Here is a 23421-nt window from a genome sequence, read left to right on the forward strand (position 1 = left end):
GGCTCGAATATGTTGTGGGAACGGGTTCACCCCGCACTCTTTTCCCCAATGAACGCCGCGTAAAGCACCTCCCACCAAGGGCTCGAATATGTTGTGGGAACGGGTTCACCCCGCACTCTTTTCCCCAATGTTCGCCGCGTAAAGCGGCTCCCACCAAGGGTTTAAGTATGTTGTGGGAGCGGGTTCACCCCGCGATCTTTTCATCAAGATCGGCGCATAGAGCACCTCCCACAGCGACATAATGTGAATGCTTTATTTTTCAGCGATTTGCCATACTGCAACTGAGCCGGAAATTTCATTACCGATCACCAATAAGGCTTTGCCAGTTGCACTTTTGTCGGCAGGAATAAATGCCATGCCCTCTGGGGCTAAGTCGCCACTGATTTCGGCATCTTCAACTAATCCGCGGTTGTAAAAATAATCTTCAAACTTAACATCGTAAGGGTTGGTGATATCGTAAACCATGATACTACCCATACGCTCTAAGCCAACGAATGCAAAAGTGCGTTCACCAATTTGACCAAGCGCTAGTGCTTCCGGCTCTGGGCCTTTTGCATCAGATCGCGTATCGCCTTCATTGGTGTCTTCATCATTGTTAAATTGTGCGCCATGCACGGAGGCTGTGATCCGCTCGATTTGATCGCCAGAGTCGAACACCACAAGGCCGTTGCTATCCCAAATGGTGAATGAACGTGCACCATAGGTGTACAGCGCTTCATATTGGCCGTCATTATTTTCATCGCCTTTCACCGTTGTAACTTTAAGGCGACCAATGTCGTCATCGTCATTATTGAGATAAGCAAAGTTGCTTGCTAAGGTAAGATCTTCGGCACGGCTCTCATCAATGTACGCTAAACAACCATCATCTTTATCGTAATCTAGGCCACCTTTTGCGGTGCAGTCGGCTTCATCGGCAGCATCAAAAAAATATTCTCTACCATCACCTTCATTGGCAGAGACAATAAAGTTCGCGCCTTTCCACGTGTAGCTAGAGATAGTATCTGGCTGATACATGCCGTAAAGACCGGGGGTACTTTTTAAAATTGATCTTTTTATCTTTATCCGAGGCATCCATGGTGTAATTTGACCAGTCTTTGAATCCCAAACCGACTAAATTAAGGCTATTGTCACTGAGATCTACGATAGCGAGTGCGTTGTTTTCTTGAATTGAAACATAGGCGAAGCGGTTGTCTTTAGAGATGGTGACATATTCCGGTTCTAAATCCATCGCAACTGTCGTATTAATAAGTTTGCCATTGATAGTGCGACCAGTTGGATTGGCGAAGACAATGCCTTGTGCTTCTAGCTCAGCTTGCTTGGTGTTAAATGCGCTAAAGTTTAATTGTGTTGCTGTATTTGCAACTACGCCGTTTGTAATGTTGATTATGCTGATGCTACCTTCAGGATCAACGCTGTAGTCACCTGCGGGTTCCCCTTCATTTGCGACCACGACTTTGCTGCCATCATGAGTAAAGGTAACCATATCAGGTAGTGCACCTGCCGTTACATTTTTAACAAAGGCCGGAGTTGCACCTGAGATATCATAAAAAGCGATTTGTCCTGCGTCACCCGTAGTCTTGGCAGCCATTGCAACTGCCAATAGTTGGTTGTTTTCGTCAACTGCAATACTGTTTGCGTCGCCGGGTGTATTGTCGTTTAAGTTGATTGTCATGGCTGATGTTAAATTTGTAGCGGTAATAACACCTTCATTATTTTTGACTAGAGCGGCCGTATCAAAGCTGGTTGCTGGAATAACTTCAACCACAGCGGCACTGCCTGAACTATTAATGGCATATATCCATTTTTTGGATGCTTGGTAAGCGACAATTTCAGCGGCGCCTTCAGGGCTTTCTGCATTAAGCACTGCGCGTCCCACAAGACTTATTTCAAGCATGCTATTGGCGTTAGTGCCATTGGTTCCGTCTTGTCCGTTTACTCCATCTTGGCCGTCGGAGCCATTTGTACCATCTTGTCCGGCAACGCCTTGTTGCCCTTGCGAGCCTGTTGCGCCATCGTCACCATCAAGTGAACAGCCAGTGAGAAGAGCAAGCAAAGAGAGCGCGATAAGTGAGTGCTTAAACATAAAATATCCTGATTATTATTGTTAAAGCAGCTACTTAATCACAAAAATATGACTCTTATATGGCAATGAGGTTTCACAATTATTGTGAGAAATTCATTGATATCACTGAGCTGGAAGTAATGCCATTCAAGCGTTAGTACCATCGGTATCAAAGGGTGATCAGGCAAAAGTTGGTATTGCGGTTGGTGCAATTAGGTACAGACAAAAAATATACAATAATTTTGCAAGTTTGATGAACTTTTATTCAAAGCTGTTCGTAAGGGTTAGCTATGGGTGACAAAAGCCATTCTTTTTAACCGAGTCTACAGGGTGAGTATAATGAAAAAGTTTATAGTAAGTGCCAGCTTCATGCTTCTTATGGCATGCAGCGATAATGACGATAACGATACTGTTACACCTCCGCCACCGCCGCCAGCCCAAGAGTTTTCAGCGACTAAGACCTTTGAATTGATGTTATCAGGAAAGCAAGAAGTGCCGATGAATACGTCAATGCAAACCGCTTCCGCAACAGTTGAGCTTGATGAAAATCTGATGCAACTCAGAGCAACACTCGACTACAGCAACGTCGAAGGTTTTAGTGCTGCACATATTCACGATGGTGATTTGGGGGCGAATGGCGATGTGGCATTCGCCTTTGAAGCATCAGATGACAATAAAGTGAGTATTCCGATCACAGATCTGTCTGAGGATCTAATTGAGGATATGTTGGATGGTGATTGGTATATTAATCTACACACCGAAGCCTTTCCAAACGGCGAGTTACGCGCTCAGATTGTGCCTGACACGGTAAGCGTGATCACGTTCAAATTAGATGGCTCACAACAGGTGCCAATGAATGAAAGTAGTGCCATGGGGTATGGTTATGCGTCATACGACAGCACCGACGGCGAGCTTTACCTTCGCGCGGTGACTATGGGCGTTGATGGTGCCACTGCTGCACATATTCACACTGGCCGCATTGGTATGAACGGCGATGTGCTTGTGGTGTTAGAGCAGGACGACGAAGTAATGACAGATTGGGTAACTCCCGATGACACGATGATCGACGAAGCGACGTTGAATGTTTTGCTCTCGGGTGGACACTACGTCAATGTTCACACGCCAGAGCTAACAAATGGTGAGATCCGCGGCCAAATCCTGACGGACAATTACGCAGTTGCTACATTTGACTTATCCGGCAAACAGGAAGTGCCAGCAGTAGCAACAATGGCATCCGGTGATGGCTATGCCCTTGTTAACACTGATAACGATGAAGTAGAGCTCAGAGTTGTCACTAGCGGTGTTGAGGATGCAACGGCGGCACATATTCATACCGGTCGGATCGGCATGAATGGTGATGTTTTAGTTGGCCTTGAGCAAAGCACCGATGATATGAATGTATGGATGACGCCAGACAACACCATGATCAATGCTGAGATTTTTGCAGTGCTCGCGTCGGGTGGTCACTATGTTAATGTGCATACACCAGCAAATGCGAGTGGTGAACTACGTGGCCAGATCCTCACTGACAACTACACTTTGGTAGCGTTTCCATTGAGTGGCGAGCAAGAAGTCCCAGCCGTTACAACCACAGCTACTGGTAGTGGATATGCTTTGGTAAATCGAAACGGCTTCGACCTTGAATTACAAGTCCTCACCTCAGGTGTTGCCGATGCAACGGCTGCGCATATACATACTGGTATTGCTGGTGAAAACGGCCCTGTTTTACTAACGTTAATGCAAGATAGTAGTGATGCCAATCGCTGGATGGCTCCGGCCAATGCTGCATTGACAGCGGAAATATTTGCGATTCTGGCTGGCGGTGGTCACTACGTGAATGTGCATACACCAGCAAATCCAAGTGGTGAGTTAAGAGGTCAAATAGTTAATTAAACGCTTAGGTAATTATCTCGCATCTAAGAGTCTGTTAACTGCAGGCTCTTTTTCTTTATATTCAAATTACACAACCATTATCCAGTCAGGGGAGTTATATTTAGTTAAAAATATGTAATCAAAAAATCATGATTTGTTCCCGTAATCGTAATACAAAGCGTCTAGCGTAAGCCTTCTTTAAAATAATAATGGTATTACAATGAATAAGATAAGCGTTTGTTCTGCGATCGTAGCTGCATTATTACTGAGTGCATGTGATGATGATTCTGTGGAGGTTGTGCAGGTTGAAAAGCCGGTGATCACAACGGAGACTGAAATAAAAGTCGTTGAAGTTCCGGTAATTGTGGAAGTGCCAGCAGGTAGCGCAAGTGCCATGCAAGTGGGCACACGGCCTGATTTCTTGATTCAAGATATGGAAGACAGTGCACTCAAAACTAAGCTTGAGCAGTGTGCTAACGGACCTTTTTATAAAACAGACTTTTCAATTGGACACCGTGGTGCGCCAATGCAGTTTCCTGAACACACCAAAGAATCTTATATTGCGGCAGCTAAAATGGGTGCTGGGATTTTAGAGTGTGACGTTGCTTTTACCAAAGACAAAGAGCTGGTTTGTCGCCATTCACAATGTGATTTACACACTACAACAAATATTTTAGCAACGGATTTAGGCCAAAAATGTACAACACCATTTGTACCAGGCGATCCTGAAAATGGAATTGCAGCCCAAGCTATGTGTTGTACCAGCGACATTACTTTGGCTGAGTTTAAGACATTAAAAGGTAAAATGGATGCCGCGAACTCAATGGCTACAACTGTAGCGGAATATATGGATGGCACGGCAAATTGGCGCACCGATTTATATTCGAGCCGTGGCACTTTAATGACCCATGCCCAGAGTATTGAGTTATTTAAAAGTTTAGGCGTGAAAATGACGCCAGAGCTGAAGACTCCGTCTGTCGCCATGCCTTTTGACGGTTTTACACAAGAAGCCTACGCACAAAAAATGATTGACGAATATAAAGCCGCAAATGTAGATCCAAAAAATGTCTGGGCGCAGTCATTTAATCGTGACGATGTCGTCTATTGGATAAAAGAAAATCCAGAGTTTGGTGCACAGGCAGTGTATTTGGACGACAGATACGAAGCGCAAGCAGTAGACAATGAAACCATGGTATCAGCAGAGCAAATCGTGCATAACCCAGAGCTACTTTCACCAACGATGAAAGAGCTTGCAGCGGATGGTGTTAACATTATCGCACCGCCACTTTGGATGTTATTAACCGAAGAAGGGGGGAAAATCGTTCCCTCACCATATGCCAAAGCTGCAAAAGCAGCAGGGCTTGGGATCATCACTTGGACACTAGAGCGCTCTGGTCACCTAGCCAGCGGCGGTGGTTGGTACTATCAAAGCATCAACGGCAGTCTGTCAGGTGAGGCGATGATAGATAACGATGGCGATACCTTTAAAGTGCTAGATGTATTGGTCAAAGAGGTTGGCGTAATCGGCGTATTCTCTGATTGGCCAGCAACGACCACTTACTACGCAAGCTGCATGGGCATGCCTGCCAGTATTTAAGCGGTGTTTATTGTGGTAGGAGCGGGTTGATCCCGCGATCTTTTGATTTGGCTCTCACTGTTATTATGTCAACTCCATTTGTTCCTAATTCTATGCTAGAAGAATCTCAACCCCTGCACTAGTCTTTATTGTGAACGCTTTAATAAAGGCTAGAATCATGAAGTTAAACTCTATCCGTATCCTCATGACCACTATATTCGGTGGCATTATTGTTTTTGTCGTCATCGTTACCTTATTGGTTGTTAACATGTACAACGCCTTGCTTGATTTTGAGCAAATGGCGGACAACCGATATAAAGCTTATCAACTGGCCGACGAATTAAGACAAAGCTCCGACGATTTAACGCGATTGGGCAGAACTTATGCGGTAACTGGTAACGATAAATACGAAAAGATGTATATGGATGTATTAGCGATCCGTAATGGTGAAAAGCCAAGGCCTGAAGGCTACCATAAAATTTATTGGGATTTGGTGCTTAACTATGGTGAGAAACCAAAACCAGACGGTCAGCGAGAAGTATTACTCGATGCTATGAAAGCGGCGGGCTTTAGCCAAAAAGAGCTCAACTACTTAAGTGAGGCACAAGCCAATTCCGATGGCCTTGTTGCATTAGAAGTTGAAGCCATGAACGCCGTAAAAGGTAAGTTTAAAGATAGTGCCGGTAATTACACCATCCAAGGCGAGCCCGATTTGAACAAAGCGGTTAAGCTTACCCACAGTGATGATTATCATCGCTATAAAGCCAACATCATGAAGCCAGTTGAATCGTTTTTTACTGAACTTGAAAGCCGCACCAAACAAAATGTTGTGCGAGCTCACAGTGCTGTAGAGTCTTATGTTTTGTGGGCTATGATGATGTTAGTGATAACCGTATGCTTCAGTTTATTTGGCGTGTACTTAGTTCGTCGTCGTATCGTGAAACCGATAGAGTTACTTGGTAGGACTTTTGAAGAGATAGGTAGTTCAAACGATCTTAGAAAAACGGTAGACGAAAGCGGTGCAACTGAGATTAAAGCGGTGGCCAATATCGTAAATCGTATGCTCAGTAGCTTTAAAAATACAGTAACGAACATCGGCTCAGCGGGTGGCGCGATGTCGCAATCTTCCAAAGAAGTGGCGCACTTTATTCGCAGTAACAAAGAGATAAGCGAAGAACAAAACGCCCGTCTTGAAACCATTGCTACGGCTGCGGAAGAAATGACCGCGACACTCAATGAGGTCACGTCCAGTACCGTGAGTACCGCAGATTATGCGAATCAGGTTGAACTTGAAGCACAGCGGGGGATGGAAGTGATGTCGCAAACCAGCCAGCAATTTAGTGAGTTGTCAGTGCGCTTTGACGAAACTGCTAATATTATCTCTGAGTTGACTGAGCAAAGTGACCAAGTGTCAAATGTAGTGAGCGTTATCCAGGCTATTGCGGAGCAAACTAACCTGCTTGCATTAAATGCTGCTATCGAAGCGGCAAGGGCGGGAGAGCAAGGCCGCGGTTTTGCTGTTGTTGCAGATGAAGTAAGAACCCTTGCACAAAGAACCCAAAAATCCACAGAAGAAATTCGCGATATCATCAACCAGCTGCAAACCAAAGCGGGGAGTGCGAATACCGCCATTCAGCAAAGTCAGCGCCAAGTGCAAGCGACGGAAGAGCAGGTGATGGTATCTTCCGAAGTGCTCGACAGCATCTTTGAAGCTGTAAGCAAAATCAAAGATTTGACTCAGGGGGTTGCTACCGCCTCACAGGAGCAGTTATCGGTAACCGAAGACATTAACACCAATATCAATGGCCTGAGTGATATTTCTAAAGAAGCGATTAAGCGGATGAATGAGTTTATGGCCATTGTTGAGCAGTTAGAGCAAACCAGCCACCGTCTCAACGATAATGCGAGGGAGTTTACTGTTTAGCACGTAGGAAGCACTTTACACGGTGGTCTCTTCTTTACTAATCGCCGCCTACAGCGCCTCCCACTAAGGGGTTAAGTATTTTGTATGAACGGATTCACCCCGCGATCTTGTCTCTAATGAATACGCATAAAGCATTTCCCACTAAGGGTTTAAATATGTGGTAGGGGCCGTTTTATGCGGCGATCTCTTCATGAGCAAGACTAAGAAAAATCAATAAACCTACAACGTCCCTTAAATGTGATCTAAATCAAAAATGCAAATGAGATTAATTATCAATATTTTTGACTTTTGTTCAGTTTCCATTTAGAGTACTCGCCAAAATTTACTTTAATGCAATAAATTTTGGGATATTAACAATGACAAACACGCCTTTTAAACGTGGTGTACTCTCTGCTTTGGTGCTTTCTGCCCTTAGTCCTGTTGCTTTTGCAGATTCAGTAAAAGCGCAGCCAGATATGGAACGCATCGTTGTAACTGCAACCGGCTTTGAGCAAAAAATACCAGAAGCACCAGCGAGTATTTCAGTGATCACGGCTGAGGATATTCAAGCTCAGTCCTATACGACTTTGCTTGATGCCGTGAAGTACCAAGAGGGCGTGGATATTGGCACAACTCGAGATAAAACCGGCCAAGGCAGTGTGAGCATGCGTGGTTTAACAGGTGAATATACGCTGCTACTTATTGACGGTAAGCGTCAAAACAATCACGGTGATATCTACCCAAATAACTTTGGTGGTAACGCGTTTAACCATATTCCACCTAAAAGTGCCATTGAGCGAATTGAAGTCATTAGGGGACCTGCCTCTACACTTTACGGCGCAGATGCGATGGGCGGCGTAATCAACATTATTACTAAAAAGTCAGTAGATGAATGGACTGGCAGCATCGATTTTGGCCGAAGCCTACAAACAAACGACCAGTTTGGTGATGATATTACCACAGATTTCAGTATCTATGGGCCTTTAGTTAAAGGTTTACTCAACTTTTCTGCTCGCGGTAGTATTTATGAGCGTCAAGCATCGAACCCTGAGTTTTCACCTGCAACCGATCCAAATGGTGAGTTGCATCATCGTGAACTCGGTTTTGGTAGTGGTGGTAGAACGGTTGACAATACCAATACACAACTTGGTGCGACGTTTGTGTTCACACCAAACGACAACCACACAGTTACTTTTGATTATGATATCTCAAATCAAGAGTACGATAATACGCCAAACTACGACGTTGAGTCGGGCAAAATTACCTATCCACTTGGCACCAAAGACAACATCGAATCAATCTGGCAAGACAGTCGTGGTAAGGTAAATCCACGTGCAGGTTATGCGGCGGATCAAGAATTTGACAGAAGCTGGTGGTCACTAACGCATCAAGGTACTTTTGGTGATATTGAAACCTTTGTGTCATTGGCGTTTGTTGATACCGATAACAATGGCCGTACTATGCCGCTTTCTGTTGCAGAGCGTAAACTACTACAAGCCATGTACGATGGCAGTGGTAAATATGCCGATATGGAAGAAGCAGAACGTAAAGCGCTTGCTGAAAGCACATTCTTACCACGTCCAAAGCGTACACTTAACAGTAACCAATATACGTTAGACGCGCGAGTGGATATTCCAGTTGACAACTTACTTGGCGATCACGTGTTTGTTGTGGGCGGTCAGTGGGTTGACGGTGAATTACAAGATGGCGTATTTGGTATGGAGTCTGGCGTTGATCAAGGCGTTCAGGAACACCAAATGTACTCTCTATTTGTAGAAGATAACTGGAGCCTGAGCGATCCTCTAACAGTTACAGTGGGTGTCCGTCATGATAACCACGATGTATTTGGTAGCCAACTTTCTCCGCGTCTATACGGTGTGTATGAGCTGTCTGACGATTGGACAGTAAAAGGCGGGATCAGCACCGGTTATAAAACGCCACAAACGACTGACTTATACAATGGTATTACCGGCTTTGGTGGTCAAGGTACGTCGCCGTTTGCTGGTAATCCAGATCTTGAACCAGAAACTAGTGTAAACAACGAAGTAGCATTGTATTGGACGCACCCAACAGAGAACCACAATTTTAATATCACTTACTTCTCAACAGAGTTTGACGATAAGATCGCCCGTGGTGATACCATCAAGAGCTGCTCTGCAACCAATGGTGTAAAACCATGCGTGAATTTGGGCGTATACGACGAGCTTGGTTACGATACTTACAGCCAAAAAATCAATATCGACAAAGTTGAGATCCAAGGTATTGAGCTTGCAGGTCGTTACCAGTTCACTGATGCAGTTTCACTTTACGCGAACTACACTTGGACAGACAGCGAGCAAAAGAGTGGCCCTCAAGAAGGTCAACCACTAACCAATACCGCTGAGCACATGGCAAATGCCACGGTAAACTGGCAAGTAACAGACGAGTTCTCACTAACGCTAAATGCTGAAATGCGCTCTGATCGTTACCGTGGCTGGGACAATAATCTAGACAAAGCCATGTACTACAAAAACTACAACCTACTGCACTTAGGTGCTAAATACACCTTTAACGACAATGTTACTGTGTTTGCGCGTATCAATAACTTATTGGATGAAGACTTTACGTCTTATAGCACAGATTACAGCGACTTAAACGGCGATGGTAAATACGAATACCTAAGCGGCCGTGGTGTGGTAAGCGAAGTGGTATTTAGTGATGACTACAACGTAAAAGACAAAGCCCGCAATATTTGGTTTGGTGTCAACGTGACGTTTTAATACCCATGTAAAGCATTACTAGATTACAAAAGTCAAAGGAGGTGCAATTTGCACCTCTTTTTATTGCCACTTGTGCAGGACGCAGCGATCATTTCTCTACTTTTACCTCACTCGTAGCAGCGGCTTTACGCCGCGACAGACATCTGTTCTAGCAGAATAAATCCGCTTACTACCATGTGTAAGAGCCGCCTCACACGGCGATCATTTCTCCACCTTTTAGCTCGCTCGTAGCAGCGGCTTTACGCCGCGACAGACATCTGTGTTAGCAGAATAAATCCGCTTACTACCATGTGTAGGAGCCGCTTTACGTGGCGAGCTTTTCTCTACCTTTTAGCTCGCTCGTAGCTGCGGCTTTACGCCGCGACAGACATCTGTGTTAGCAGAATAAATCCGCTTACTACCATGTGTAGGAGCCGCTTTACGCGGCGAGCTTTTCATCAAGATCGCGGAGTAAGCCCACTCCCATCACACAACACTGCCGCTAGATAATTGCCCAAATATCACCGCTGGTAGGAGCCGCTTTACGCGGCGATCTTTTCAACAAGACCGCGCGCTCACTCCCTCAACCTCAATCCAACGCGTTCAATGCTCGATAGGTATCATAGGCAAACTGGTCCGTCATACCGCTAATAAAATCCTGAATAAGGCGGCAGCGATAATAAAACTCAAAAATCGGTTCGGCTTGCTCAGCCTCACTAAGCTGCGCGACCGTCTCGCGGTATACCGCAACATACTTTTTGGAAATCCGATTAATCAATCGCGACTCTATCGCAAAGTCATGGTCGCCATTTAATGCTGCGTTAAATTCATCAGCGTTTAAGTCAAGCACTCGCTGATATTCATTCAATATGCTGCTGGTGATCTTATAACCTTGAAGCTCCAACTGCTCGACTTCTTTATTCGAGAATACCTTGTTGGCCGCGACCGTTTTCAGCGATTTTACAATAGCATGAAGGTGGCTGTTATCTTCCAGTAACGAAGCGTTAAAACTCCCTTCGTAGATCGCTTCAATATTATCGATAAAACGCGTTTTGGCATGTTCAGCAAGCGGGTGCAACAACCCCACGCGGAGCCAAATAAAAAATTCATTATCAAAATTCGCCATATGCTTGCTGGCTTTGTCATTGGCATAGTGCAGCTTTTTACTCATAAGCTCTAACAGCTTGTCATCGGTGATCCCAAACCCAGCGGCGATATTTTGATATTCCTCTATTAAACAGCCCGTTAACTCATCTACGCTAATAATGCCTTTTTCTACAGCGTCTTCCATATCAGCAAGGCAATAAGCAATATCGTCAGCCGCTTCCATGATATAAGTCACCGGGTGGCGATGACCCACTTGGATCTGCAATTTGTCGCACAGCTCACTGACAAAACCACTTTCACTAAAATAGTATCCTGCTTTCTTTTGCAAATAAGACTTATCAATGGCTACGGTTGATTTAGGTGTAGTCGCGCAGCGGGTATATTTCATCACAGTGGCACATTGTGAATAGGTAAGGTTAAGCCGAGAAAGTGTATGAATAACGCGAATGGCTTGGGCGTTACCCTCAAAACTACAAATATCGAGCAGTAACTCCATTTCTTGATTCAGCACCGCCAGATCCGACGCTTTGCTCTCCTTTGAGCCATACCTAAGCGCCGCTCGAGCACTTTTTGCAAACTGTTGATGCTGGCTCAAATAGCGTTTAAACCAATCATTGATAGCGGCCTCGCCAAAGTGACCAAACGCAGGGTTACCAATATCGTGCATTAAGCAGGCCATTTCAGACAGAGTGACCAAACACTCAGACAAATCCACCTGCTGTCCGTTTTTATCTTCATATTGCAGCAAATCTTGCCTACCTTGCTGCACCAGCGCATCAACAATTTTTTTAGCAATGTAACGGCCGTTTTGCTGCACCTCAAGTGAATGCGTTAAGCGTGAACGCACCGCCGCATTGCGCTCAAGCGGAAACACTTGAGTTTTTTGTTGCAGTCGTCTAAGCGCAGCACTGTTGATAATACGCCCACGGTCGCTCTCAAGGCTACTCGCCTCACTGCCACCGGTATTGTAAGAACGCTCGTTTGTTATTTTATTTTTGAAGTGCATGCGACTTTCCTGTTGAAACCCAAGCTACATTTCCAATGTAGGTGAATGTGGAAAAGTTGTAAACCGAATCGGCACCTCGCATAGCCAGCCTACAAGCAAACCTTCATATAAGGTAAGGTAGCGCAGGATCTCTACACCGAATTAACAACAGGCAAAACACCGACTAAGCCAGTAAAGTGATAAAAAGAGACTGTAATTATTTGTAACAGGTTAGCTTATCTATAGTTGTTATTTCTACGGGCTTGGTTTAACCCTAGTTTTAATGGCCTGGCAAAAGATATCTACACTTTGTTGGTAACCACTACAGCTTTTGAACAAGTCTTATGCACTTTTTGATACACACTCTCCTAGAGACCTAGTTGCTAAGTTAAATAGAAGTACAGCTGCCACAATTTCCTAATTTAAAAATTGCCTGCGGCCACTTTAAAACTGGTGAAAGTAGCGAAATGTTCTTCATGCCAGCTCCACCAGGATGTGGAAAAGTTGACCTTGAAAAACACTTCTTAGCTCTTGCTCATGGTCACTCTATGAACGGTGGTAAATACCCGATCTTAGATGGGGATTTGCTATTACTCGAGCGCATCACGGCGAACAATGCAGACTCGATTACAAATACCACGATCGCCATAGAACGATACCTATTAGTGGCAAGAAATCCAGAGTATGCAGTAATGAAAGCCAATGAGGAGTTTGTGACGTTTGCGTGATTGAGAGAGGTGTAGAGACTCTCTGAGAACTAGCGCAGCGTAGATATGAGCTATTAAGCGTCAAAGAGGAGCTGGTTAACAACCAGAGAGGTTTCTCTATCAACATAACGGGTGATAGGTTATAGCTTGAACTCTATGTAGATGGATTGTAAATTGATTTATCGATAAAAACTTTGATTGTATTTCACAACTTTAGTAACTAGGACACGCAAACAAATGGATGGCTCAGCATCACAACAACGCAACACAGTAAAAAAAGCGGCTTTATTTTCATTTAATAAATTGATTGCTTTTACCGTTTTTATAACCAGTATCGTCATTGGCGCATATGCAACTGATCTTGTTGAGATAGTGAAGGCCTACGTGCTTTATTCTGGTAGTAGCTTGATTCGCTTTATACCAATTTTGGTGCTTAGTGTGGTGATGATAAGTTATTTGTATTATCAATTTGAGCGAGCTGGACTAAGCACTTTTAGGAGATTCATAAAGTCAATTTCAACTGTGTTTGTATGCGCAACATTTTTTTCAGCAGGGATGTTTCTAAAAGATCCTTGGATATCACTTTCCATGTTCAACGATGAGTACGATGGCCCCGTCAAAGCTTTTCAACACTACGCGGGGTTTGAAGTAAAGAAGGATAAATGTGAAAAGCGCGGTAAAAACCTTACTTGCTCTTTTTACGCTATTAATCTACTTCCTCGTGATAATGCTTTTAGGATTAGAAATAAAAGTTATGCGATTGATCATAAAGATAGCCAAGCTAGATTACTTGCATACTATGTAGGTGAAAAGCGGTATGGTAGTTATAACTCTGATTACTTTACTGTGCCTGTAGGAAGTAAGCGAATGTTTAAAATGGAGTTTGAGCTCTCATCAGATGAAAAAATGGTATTTGCTCCGTACTTGTCAGTAGTGCTAGATGCAGAACATCATGAAGAAAAGCATCTCAACTTTAGATCTATGGATGTTGTGGACTATGTTCAGTAGTCCGTGATTTTGCAAAGGTGAATTATGAACCAAGCCCTTAAATTTTTACTGTCTATCGTAATCGTCATCGTGACTTTTGTCGTGTCAGCAACCTTAGCTGGGATGTTGGCTGAATATGTGGGCTGGTGGAAAAAGCCGGTGATAGGCGGTGTAGCAGCGGCTTGTGTGGTGTTGTCGGGTTATGTGAGTGCGCCAGTGTATAAGCTGTATTCTGCGGCGGTATGGCTGTTGATTGGTGCAGCTGTAGCTTGGGTGATGTCGAGTGTGTTTATGTATGCTGAGGATGCCGACACCTCAGTGCCTTTGTATGTAACCTACGCAAGTGGTGTGTTTGCTTTGGCGCTTTGCTGGGGTTGGGAGCGTCGAAAGGTTGTGTGAGGGATTGGTTCTCTGTAATGGGGTGCAAGAGATCGCCGCGTAAAGCGGCTCCCACCAGCGGTGACTAGTGTGGTGGGAGTGGATTTATTCCGCGATGTTTTGTGTAGAGATCGCCGCACGAAGCGGCTCATACTTGAAGTGGTTTTTACCAGTGGGATCTAGTATGGTGGTAGCGGATTTATTCCACGATGTTTTTTGTTGAGATCGCCGCGTAAAGCGGCTCCCACCAGCGGGGGCTAGTGTGGTAGCGGATTTATTCCGCGATGTTTTGTGTAGAGATCACCGAATAAAGCGGCTCCTACCTACTTATTCAATTGTTAAAGGAATATTCAATATGACTCCAAGTGCGTTACGCAAAGCAGTTAATGCCTTTTCTCAAGATACTCAGCATCAACCGGATTATTATTTTGTTGAAGGCTATGTGATAGGCAAAGTTGCCATTAATGATATTGCTGAAATACACGAGTGGTTGCCTGAGCTCTTTGGTGATTACACGGCTATTTACCGTGCTCAGTTAGAGGCCTTAATGTATTTGCATGAGCAGTGTGTTTCAAGCTTGGATGGAAAAACTTATAAGTTGCCAAAAGAGTGTGCGCTATCTAAGCAAGACTTTGCAGCATCATTAGTAGAAGGGGCTCCGTTACCGAGCTTTTGTCTTGGTCTGCTTAAGGCCTTGGATAAAGTATCTTTTGAGAACTTGTCACTAGAGCAAAAAGGTGCGGTAAATGAATTACAACAACAGCTCACCGGATTTACTAGCTTAGATGCAGCAAAGGCGGCGTTTTCACACGCTGAGCCTACGATGCCTTTTGAGCGCGAGGCTCATGACGTAAAGCGTTATTTGGCTGGCGCGATTATGGAGTTAGGGGATACTTTAATTTGGGACCCTGAGCTAGACAACGAGCTCGGAGCGTTTGAATTTGAAGAAGATTTTGATAAAGAACAAGAAGAAATAAGAAACTCACTGATTGAGAACTTACTCAAATTGACTCACATTGATTCAATCCCTTTACTTGACCAGTTTATCCTTAATGAAGAACAAGACTTTATTACGCCTGATTATATTGAGGAAAATCAAGGCAATTTTTGGCTTATCCACGAAACCAGACCTTATATGTTTATTCGTTACCATAAAGCATGGATTTACTTTTGGGCAGACAGAGTACAAGAGGCGGTTGATGAGCTAGACCTGCTGCTGCGACTTAATCCAAACGATAATCAAGCCTGTCGATACCTGTATGTGAACGGTTTAGTCATCTTAAAACAGTGGGATAAACTACAAGCTTGCCTTGATGAATATGAAGAAGAGAGTATTTTTATGCTATCTGCAGAGGCGCTGATGCATTTTGCGCAGGGTGGCGAGAGCAAAGCTTTGAATGAGCTAAAAGCGACAATCAAAGGGTACAATAAGCACTTTATCAAGATGCTTACAGGTCAAGAAAAGACTAAGCAAAAAGAGGTATATGGCTACACATTGGGTTCAAAAGAAGAAGTCTTAAGTTATATAGATTGTGGTGGCAAAAAAGCCTGGTTAAGCGTGGAAGGAAGCCTCTTTTGGCTGCGTAAAAAATCATAGCGGACTTTGGATAAATTAAGCAAGTAGAGATGCAAAGCTAAGAGCTGTTCACCGGTGAAGTTGGCCTTCACCGGGGTTATCGACAAGGTTTTCTCGCCTCAAAATAGTTCACTTAATTAAGCGAATTAGTATTAGAAGTCATATCGGATAGAGGCTGCAAAGCTTCGTCCCGCACTTTCAAGTCCATCTAAGCTTTCTGTCATACCGTGGCCTGCAAGATTGCCGTGTTGATAGTAAGTTTTATCAAATAGATTACGGATAGCTAAATTTACGGCAGTATTATCACCCAATTTAACTTGTGCTAACCAGTCAATCGTGCCGTATCCAGGAGTTTGGTATTTACCTGTGTTCACTTTGGTCATTTTTTTAGCAAAATTAAGGATAAGATCTGAACTCACCATATCATTTTGATACTTGAAGCCTAGGTTCCCTGACAGCGGATTAATGGAACTGATATATTCATCTGTCTCATCATTTTTACCATCTTGATATGTTGCGCTAAATGAAACAGACAATGTATCGGTAGCATAGTAAGTGGTGGAGAACTCAGCTCCTTTAATCGTAACTGAATCAATGTTCTGGTATTGGAATTTGTCATGGTTATAGGCAAAGTTTCCTTCATCATCCAATATGGTTTCACGGCTTATAAGCTCTGTGGACAAGAAGTTATCAAACTTATTGTGGAACAGTGCAGTTGAAATAGTGAAGTCACCAATATGGCCACGTAATCCAAGTTCTAAGGTGTCACTTTCTTCTGGACTTAAGTCCTCTGCTGGTAAGATTTCATATAAATATTCTGCAGAAGCCTGATTGTAGTGTTCAATATAGGCTAGATCATAAGGCGGTACTTTGAACCCTTGGCCGTACTGAGCAAAAACAGAAAGCATGTTGTTTAGATAATACAAACCACCTAAATTAAACGATAAATGTTGATCGTCTATTTTCGCAAATTCTGTACCATCGGTCTTTAAGGTACCGCTTGGGTCCATGCTGTAATAATCGAAACGTAGGCCTGGTGTAACTATAAGTTTGTCATCTAGTAGCTTTATTTCGTCATTGATGAATAGGCCAGCGCGAAGTGTATCATTTTTCGGGAATTTATTGGTAATGTCATCTTTGATGACTTCGCCTTCCACTTCTCGGTATTCACGTACTGTGCGTAGGCTCTCAGTGGTTTCTATATCAACACCGTAACCAAGAGTATGTTGCTTATCGAGTGCTTTACTCGCGTGAGAAATAAAACCATACGTAGTTTGCTCATAAGTACCGGTTTTCCACATGTCGCGTTTTTCGATAACACCAAACATAGGCGCGTTAATATCGAGTAAAGCATACTCTTGATCGTCTTGAACACTGTTTGTGTAATACAAATTAAACTGTGCTGTGTCCCAAACGCTATTGCCCGTATCGTTGTGATAACTCAGGCGGAACGAATCTGTGTGCTTTTCGGTCTCTGTACTTTCCGTCGCGATGTTGTAGCCATATTTAGCTAGACCACGGAAATATGCCAATAGACCATCGGCAAGGTCGCCACTTACATCTTGGCGCCACAGATCAGCAGAAACATTGACATAATCTTTGTCGTTGAAGTTGTATTTTAATTTGTAAAGTAAGCTTTGAGAGTCTATATCAAAGGGAGCGCGGGTGTTGTGCTTATTTTGCTCCTCTTTACCATCTCTGGCTGTTAGGCTCAGTAAGTGGTCAAAATTGCCATGCTGGCCTGCTAGCGTTGCACTTAGATTAGTTTGTTCACTGAGGTCGCTATAGCCTATCCTTACACGTGCGCCAAGATGCTCATTGTCGTTAAGATAATCACTGGCATCTTTGGTGGTAAATACCACAATACCCCCCAACGCATCGGAACCATAGAGAGATGAGCTGGCTCCTTTCGCAACTTCAACTTGTTTTATCGTATCAGTATCAATAAAACCTCGGCCCACTATATCGTTGAGTCCATCCGCGCCATAGCCTTCATTCATGCGCATACCGTCTTTTATGATCAATACTCTATCGCCGCCCATAGCTCGAACCTGAATATTTTGTGCACCACCTATACGACCCGTAATCTTTATACTTGGATCATACTGAAAAAGCTGATTTACATCGGTGATTACTTGTTCTTCGATGTCTTGGCTAGACATTACGGAGATACTAGCTGCTACGTCTTTAAGTGGCTTCTCACTACGAGATCCACTAACAACGATAACTTCTAAATCATCTGCGGAAACGGCGTTATCGGCTAACGCAACCGTTGATCCAGAAGCAATAATTGAGGCGATAAGTAGTCGCAAATAGTGTGTTTTTGCAAAGCGCATGATGAGATTCCTATGAATATTTTATTGCTGAGCTGCTACTAAAATTTGCGAAGATCATACCTCTATTATCAAAAAGATCAATCTAAATAATAATAATTTCCATTTGCGTTGTTGTAAGTTATTACATTTTCAAGTACATTGTCGCGATAATTTATAGAGGGGAATTATTGTGAATATACAAGCAATAGAAATGCTAATGGCCAATGTATCTGAGCTGCTAATGACGCCAGTTATTATTGTAATATCAGTACTTTTTGTTTACGCATTTTTTGCACTTGGACGCTTTGTATCCGAATTTTTAATTCGTAGGAAAAGTCGTTTGTCATACCAACGTGGAATAGATAATAAGTCGTTACAAAGCTACAACGGCTTTCATGTTCATAACTATTTTATTGCGAATCCAAGCGCATCTGAAGATGAGTTAGAGGTGTTTGCGTTAAAGCAGCTCGAAACGCTTCGAATTGTTACGCGGGTTGCTCCAATGCTAGGTCTTATCGCGACAATGATCCCAATGGGGCCGGCGTTAAAGGCGCTCGCAGACGGTAACATTCAGGGGATCAGCGAAAACTTAATTATTGCGTTTGCTGCGGTAATATGGGGACTTGTTATTTCTACACTTACTTTTTGGCCCGCTTCGGTTAAGAAACGTTGGTGTGCTCAGGAGTTGATCAACATTCGAAAACTGAGAGGGGAATAATTTCCATGCGCTTTTTAGATGAAGACGAAGAATTAAACCCTATTGTGAGTGCCGTAAATTTGGTTGATGTTTTTTTGGTGATTATTGCGGCGTTACTGATTTCTATTGCGCAAAATCCACTCAGTCCATTTACATCAGAAAATGTCACTGTGGTAAAAAACGCCGGTGAACCCAACATGGAAGTGATCGTGAAAGAAGGCAAGGAAATTAAGCAATATAAATCTAATGGAGAAATAGGCTCTGGAGAAGGTATGAGAGCCGGGGTCGCATATAAAATGGCAGACGGTAGTTTTGTCTATATTCCAGAGAATGAAAAGAAAACTGAAAACAATGCGAAGGAGACAAACAGATGACCCGACTATTCGCGCTGCTCATTTTAGCTTTGTCTTCTTTCCAAAGTTTTGCACAGCAACAGCCTGAAGTGTTGATTATGATGTCAGGACATGCTTCTAAATCAAAAGGAGAGTTATTGCTCTCGCTGGCCGAAGATCAGCCTTTTAAACTGACTAACTTTAGCACTCGTGGCAAATCAGAAGATGAGATCCGAGCCGCTTGGCAAAGTGCTAAGTTGATTTTACTGGATGGTATTAATCCTATGCTGTCACAGTATATGTTTGCAGATTACACATCATATTTGACAGATTATCCAGAGGTTCCAGTGATCTCTTTAGGGGATCTTGAAAACATGAAAATGAATCAAGGGTTATCCCCGTCGCAGCATACAACATTGGGCGCATACTACAATAATGCAGGTAGCCAAAACTACCGTAACATGATGTTGTACATATCGACTAAGGTATTTGGGTTATCGAGTGAAGCGCCAGAGCCGGTAAAGGTAGTGCCAAATGTAGGTCTATATCATCCTGATTTTAAATCTAGCGTTACAGCTAATCAAAGCGAATTCTTTAACTGGTTGGATGTTGAAGACAATCAGCCGGTTATCGCGATTGCTATTCACCGCTCTGTAATTGACTACGAGCAACAGCAAGTCGTGGATGCCTTAATCCATGGATTACAAAAGAAAGGAGCAAAGGCGCTCGCCTTTTTCTTTGAAGGTAATGACGAGTCATTGACTTACCCTGAGCTATTAACGGATGAGAATGGGGCGAGAGTTGATTTGCTCATTAATTACCGCTCACTTCACTACGTAGAAAAGCGTCGTGCTGAGTTTGCTCAAATTGGGGTGCCAGTTATTCATGCAATGAATTACACCAAAGGTGATGAAGCTGCTTTTAACCAAGATCATGCTGGCATTTCTCCTTCGTTAACGCCATTTTTCTTAGTAATGCCTGAGGATACAGGGAGTGTAGATCCGAGCATCATCGCTGCGAATGATAAAGGTGTGAAGGTGGTAATGCAGGCGCAGCTTGATGCGCTGGTTGAGCGGGCATTTAATCACGCGAATTTAGCGCATATTAAAAATCGTGAGAAAAAAATCGCTACATTTATCTGGAATTACCCTCCCGGAGAAAAAAATATAGGTGCTGCATTTTTAGATGTTCCAAGCTCAATTGTGAATATTGCCGATGCAATGAAAGCCAAGGGTTACGATGTGAAGCAAGCTCATCCAGAGCAAATTATTGAGCAAGCTGGCAAACTTTTACGTCCTTATTATCGTGGAGAAGATGCTGAAGCACTGGTTGATGTTGGTCTTGCTGATTATATGCCTTTATCCACTTATCAGCGTTGGTTTGACTCTTTGCCACAACACGTTACAGCGCCAATTGTGGAAAAATTTGGCAAGCCAAGCGAAAGTACCATGGTGCGTGAACACAATGGTGAACCTATGTTTGTTATTCCACGGATGGACTTAGGCAACATGATAATTTTGCCTCAAGGGGTTCGCGGCAGTAACGCAAAAGAGCATTCAGCAGCCTATCACAGCACAAAGTCCGTTATTAACCATGGTTATTTGGCAATGTATTTGTATGCTAGAGAGACGTTTGGTGCGGACGCGGTAATTCACTTAGGCACGCACGGCTCACAAGAGTGGTTAAGTGGTAAAGAGCGCGGATTATCTGTGTATGATGCGCCGAATTTGGCAATTGGGAACATTCCGGTGTTCTATCCATATATTATTGATAATGTTGGTGAAGCGATGCAAGCTAAGCGTCGAGGCCGAGCGACTATGATAAGTCATCTTACTCCAGGGTTTGCCAAAGCAGGGCTTTATACGGACGTTGCTGAACTTAGTGAGCTTATTACAAATTATCTGATGCTTGCTGAAGGCTTGACGCGTGAGAATACACGGGCAGAAATCATTACCCTCGCAACTAAGTTGAATATGCTGAAAGACTTAGGACTTGACGAAAAGGCTTTATCTCAAGCGTTCGATGCACATATTAGTAAGTTGCAAGATCATCTTAATACCTTAGCGCAGATGAGCCAACCTTTAGGGATCCATATTTTTGGCGAACTACCGGAAGAGGCGCATCTATACAGCACAATCTTACAAATGCTTGGGGACGACTTTACTCACCTTGCGGGTGAGTATGAACGTGAGCATGGTTTAGCTTTCGCAAAAGAGCAACAAATTGATGAGCGTAACGTTGTAAAGCTTGAAGCACTTGAGGGTTTTCAGTTATTGCAGAGCGTGTTGGGTGGGCAACAACAACTAGAGTTACCTGACACCCTTAAAGGACCAATTGACTTAGCAAAGACCTATTGGGATAACTTCCATCAAATCGCTGAACTAGAGGGCTTACTGAATGGATTATCAGGACAATACATACCTGTAAGTCACGGTGGTGATCCTATTCGCAATCCTGCAGCTGTGCCCACAGGTCGTAATCTGCTTGGTTTTAATCCCGCAAAAGTACCATCAAAAGAAGCCTATGAAGCAGGAATTAACATGCTAGAGCAAACTGTTGCTGATTATCAGGCAAAACATGGGCGATATCCTAAAAAGCTCGCATTTTCTCTTTGGTCCCTAGAGACTATGCGCCATCAAGGGGCGTTAGAAGCACAAATTTTACACGCGATGGGTATAAAGCCTAAATGGAACCCACAGGGTAATATTATTGGTACGGAAGTGATCCCATATTCTGAATTGGGGCGTCCGCGAATTGATGTGGTGATATCGGCAACAGGTCTTTATCGCGACGCATTTCCTAACGTAATGCTGTGGTTGGCCGAAGCCATTGATAAAGTGGCGAAGATGAAAGAAGAAAACAACTTTGTTTATCGCCATGCTAGTAATTTAAAACAGCAGCTTATAGAGGAAGGAAAATCTGAGGATGATGCTGATTACCTTTCATCGGTACGGATCTTTTCGAATGAAACAGGTGCTTACGGTACTGGCTTGGCGGGAATGAGCCTTGCTTCAGATACGTGGGACGATGACAGTAAGCTTGCGAATCTTTACTTAGACCGGATGGGGTTCGGTTATGGCAAAGATGAATCTCGCTGGAGTGAGAATCTTTCAGAAACAGGACTCTATGCCAAGGTGTTATCGGGTACAGATGGCGTTGTATTTTCTCGTTCGACTAATCTATATGCTTTGATGACTAATGATGATCCATTTCAATATTTTGGTGGAATTGGTTTAGCTGTTCGCAGTCTGGACGGTAAAACTCCAAAGATGTATGTAGCGAACTTACGTCGAAAAGGACATGAGAAAACCCAAACATTAGATCAGTTTGTGAGCAATGAAATGCGCAGTCGGTATTTCCATCCTCGCTGGATACAGGCAATGCAAGACGCGGGGTATGCTGGGGCAACGGCAATACTTGATCGAATGAACAACATGTGGGGTTGGGAAGTGATGACTCCCGAAGCGGTCAGGGACGATCAATGGCAAGAGTTCTTTGACGTGTATGTTGATGATAAGTATGACATGAAGATGCGAGAGTTCTTTGAGCAGCATAATGCCGAAGCATTAGCACAGATCCTTGAGCGTATGCTTGAAGCGGTTAGAAAAGGGTATTGGAAAGCCTCTCCTGAGACATTGAAAAAGATGCTAGATACTTACACCGAAATTGCAAATCAACATGATGTAGTGACCGATAATAAAAAGTTCACTGAGTATGTTGAACAACAAAATGCGGGGTTTGGTTTAGTACCCTTGATGCCTGGGCAAGCTGTGCCTAACGTTGATATGACAGCAAGTAAAGCCAATATGGAGCAAGTGACTGGTCAAAAGTTAGAACAAGTCGCTCAAGGCAAAGAAGTTGAAACTGATTATACCTTGTGGTGGCTACTGGTAGGAATTTTCTTTGCGGGTATGCTGCAGCCCTTGGTTCGACCTATGTTGACTTCAAAAACATACACTTGATAGCGCTACAAATAAGGCAATATTTGTAAACACCAGTAGAAACACAGCAAGTCGAGATAGGCTTGTTGTGTTCTCACTGTACTTTACCTATTTGCAATAAACTTACCTGTTTTGATTGGCCTTGTGGGCTAATAAATGTGAGTTATTTTCGAATGTAAAAAACTGTAAAAACAAAAATATATTTTAAATTCCATTAAAAACAATATGTTGTAAATGCTATTCCT

General features: G+C 43.4%; 13 protein-coding genes and 1 pseudogene. 11 read left to right on the forward strand and 3 right to left on the reverse strand.

Going from position 1 to position 23421, the window contains the following annotated elements; translation table 11 throughout:
* Positions 1-252: 252 nt before the first annotated feature.
* Positions 253-2083: pseudogene (locus DS891_RS19375) on the reverse strand (choice-of-anchor I family protein).
* A gap of 318 nt (positions 2084-2401) precedes the next feature.
* Here DS891_RS19375 and DS891_RS19380 point away from each other — a divergent pair.
* The 4 genes from DS891_RS19380 to DS891_RS19395 all read left to right on the forward strand — a co-directional run bounded on the left by DS891_RS19380 (position 2402) and on the right by DS891_RS19395 (position 10172).
* Entirely contained in the window at positions 2402-3955 is a 1554-nt protein-coding gene (locus tag DS891_RS19380) for a CHRD domain-containing protein (RefSeq protein ID WP_174170661.1), read from the forward strand.
* 199 nt (positions 3956-4154) lie between these two features.
* Positions 4155-5531, forward strand: a complete 1377-nt coding sequence (locus tag DS891_RS19385; RefSeq protein WP_174170662.1) for a glycerophosphodiester phosphodiesterase family protein — start codon at positions 4155-4157, stop codon at positions 5529-5531.
* A 157-nt stretch (positions 5532-5688) separates the two neighbouring features.
* The gene (locus DS891_RS19390; protein WP_174170663.1) at positions 5689-7434 is read left to right on the forward strand and encodes a methyl-accepting chemotaxis protein; all 1746 of its coding nucleotides are present in this window, start codon (positions 5689-5691) and stop codon (positions 7432-7434) included.
* 356 nt (positions 7435-7790) lie between these two features.
* Positions 7791-10172, forward strand: a complete 2382-nt coding sequence (locus DS891_RS19395; protein ID WP_174170664.1) for a TonB-dependent receptor — start codon at positions 7791-7793, stop codon at positions 10170-10172.
* Positions 10173-10740: 568 nt separating this feature from the next.
* Here DS891_RS19395 and dgt read toward each other — a convergent pair.
* Positions 10741-12264, reverse strand: coding sequence for a dGTPase (gene dgt / locus DS891_RS19400; protein ID WP_174170665.1), 1524 nt, complete (start codon positions 12262-12264; stop codon positions 10741-10743).
* Between the two features lie 446 nt (positions 12265-12710).
* Between dgt and DS891_RS19405 the strand changes: the two genes are divergently transcribed.
* From DS891_RS19405 to DS891_RS19420, 4 genes are all read left to right on the forward strand, one after another.
* Complete coding sequence (locus DS891_RS19405) at positions 12711-12971, forward strand: hypothetical protein (protein WP_029215921.1); 261 nt, start codon at positions 12711-12713, stop codon at positions 12969-12971.
* Positions 12972-13187: 216 nt separating this feature from the next.
* Positions 13188-13958 carry a hypothetical protein gene (locus DS891_RS19410; protein ID WP_174170666.1) on the forward strand — a complete coding sequence of 257 codons (771 nt, stop codon included), beginning with the start codon at positions 13188-13190 and terminating at the stop codon, positions 13956-13958.
* Positions 13959-13982: 24 nt separating this feature from the next.
* Positions 13983-14336, forward strand: coding sequence for a hypothetical protein (locus tag DS891_RS19415; RefSeq protein WP_174170667.1), 354 nt, complete (start codon positions 13983-13985; stop codon positions 14334-14336).
* 334 nt (positions 14337-14670) lie between these two features.
* Positions 14671-15912, forward strand: coding sequence for a hypothetical protein (locus DS891_RS19420; protein ID WP_174170668.1), 1242 nt, complete (start codon positions 14671-14673; stop codon positions 15910-15912).
* Between the two features lie 131 nt (positions 15913-16043).
* Here the strand turns inward: DS891_RS19420 and DS891_RS19425 are convergent, their stop codons facing one another.
* Entirely contained in the window at positions 16044-18227 is a 2184-nt protein-coding gene (locus tag DS891_RS19425) for a TonB-dependent hemoglobin/transferrin/lactoferrin family receptor (protein ID WP_174170669.1), read from the reverse strand.
* Between the two features lie 169 nt (positions 18228-18396).
* On the opposite strand from DS891_RS19425, the gene DS891_RS19430 reads away from it, so the two are divergent.
* Genes DS891_RS19430 through cobN form a run of 3 tightly spaced genes read left to right on the forward strand, consistent with a single transcriptional unit; the run spans position 18397 to position 23197 of the window.
* The gene (locus DS891_RS19430; protein WP_130165272.1) at positions 18397-18924 is read left to right on the forward strand and encodes a MotA/TolQ/ExbB proton channel family protein; all 528 of its coding nucleotides are present in this window, start codon (positions 18397-18399) and stop codon (positions 18922-18924) included.
* Positions 18925-18929: 5 nt separating this feature from the next.
* A complete protein-coding gene (locus DS891_RS19435; RefSeq protein WP_010607457.1) occupies positions 18930-19277 on the forward strand; it encodes a DUF2149 domain-containing protein in 348 nt (115 codons plus the stop codon).
* Positions 19274-23197 (forward strand): cobaltochelatase subunit CobN, encoded by a 3924-nt coding sequence (gene cobN, locus DS891_RS19440; protein WP_174170670.1) that lies wholly within the window; start codon positions 19274-19276, stop codon positions 23195-23197. The genes DS891_RS19435 and cobN overlap by 4 nt, the downstream gene beginning before the upstream one ends.
* Positions 23198-23421: the final 224 nt, after the last annotated feature.

The sequence above is a fragment of the Pseudoalteromonas sp. JC28 genome, assembly GCF_013319255.1.
Classification (GTDB): Bacteria; Pseudomonadota; Gammaproteobacteria; order Enterobacterales; family Alteromonadaceae; genus Pseudoalteromonas.